The sequence below is a fragment of the Vibrio sp. ZOR0018 genome (assembly GCF_963865925.1).
Lineage (GTDB): Bacteria > Pseudomonadota > Gammaproteobacteria > Enterobacterales > Vibrionaceae > Vibrio > Vibrio anguillarum.
In genome coordinates this window covers 1-1,161 of record NZ_CAWMCN010000169.1, presented here as the reverse complement: position 1 = coordinate 1,161, position 1,161 = coordinate 1, and the positions used below count along the sequence as shown (strand labels likewise).

Genomic DNA, 1,161 nt, shown 5'->3' with positions numbered 1-1,161 from the left:
CTTCGGTTAGTTCAACCGCTTCACGAACAGTGCCACTGGCGAGATACATGGAAAAGTGCTGACTTTCAGGTGTAAAGCTAGAGCCTCAGACTAAGAAAAATAAACACGTAATTTTATGATTTCTCTTAACCTCAGCTAACGCCCGGCTAAGGAGTTGACAACGCACCGCCGAACTCAAAAAACCATACTGTAAACACTGAACTTCAATTTTGCACTAAAGCCGCCACGCGTTGGCAATCCCTCTTGAGCCGTTTGTTATGTTGATCGAAAAAATGGCTACTTACTTCCTATTTCATTGAAATAATCATCAATTATCCTTTGATATGCACCATTTTCTTTCATTGTCCTTAGCGTATGGTCAATCTTTTTTACTAAATCCAAATGTTGATTTTTTTTAGAAAATGCAATGTAGCTTGGTGTTGACTCTAATGGTGGAGTTTCCAAGTAAATATCATTAGTTACACCCATTTGAGCGGCTATATATCTTGCACCAAACTCATTATTGACCCAAAAATCAACTCTGTTAGAAAGTAACATTAGGACACACTGCTCCGCTGAATTAACTTTGTATATTGCTTTAAAGTTGTTTTGAGCTAGCATGCTGTCTAACCAAGTCCCATAACTAACATTATTGACCAAACAGATACTTAATTCCTTGATATTTGACTTATCCCAAATAACATGACTTACATTTGGCCTAATAATTATAATTTTTTGATTAAATAGCACTTCATTATTATAGTCAGCAAACTTTTCTCTTTCTGGTGTTTTAAACGCTGTAAATATGGCATCAGCCGTGCCATTTTCCACATAATTGATTGCTCTTCCCCATGGCAAAATATTTATTTTAATGGGTGTATCTATTTGTTGAAAAATATCTCTTAATAGTCTTACAGCAACACCATCAAGCTTATCTTTATCCTGAGTTATATACGGGGGATAATCCAGTGTCACTAACTTAATTTCTGCTCTAGACATGCTTGGGATTATTAGTAACCACAAAATAAATAACATCTGTTTCATGTCAAATTTTCCCTTCAATACCATTATGTAGTCAGTATAGACAAAAGAGTATGATAAAACATAACGCCCGGCTAAGGGGTTGACAACGCACCACCGAACTCAAAAAACACACCGTAAACACTGAACTTTAATTTTGTA

Annotated in this window: 1 protein-coding gene; it reads right to left on the bottom strand. The window is 35.8% G+C overall.

Annotation, left to right across the window (positions count from 1 at the left end; genetic code table 11):
- Positions 1-276: 276 nt before the first annotated feature.
- Positions 277-1,023 carry a substrate-binding periplasmic protein gene (locus AACR75_RS18515; protein ID WP_047691316.1) on the bottom strand — a complete coding sequence of 249 codons (747 nt, stop codon included), beginning with the start codon at positions 1,021-1,023 and terminating at the stop codon, positions 277-279.
- Between the last annotated feature and the right edge of the window lie 138 nt (positions 1,024-1,161).

Excerpts from the sequence above, each read along its gene's own strand:
- AACR75_RS18515 (WP_047691316.1), bottom strand. The coding sequence starts at position 1,023 with ATGAAACAGATGTTATTTATTTTGTGGTTACTAATAATCCCAAGCATG.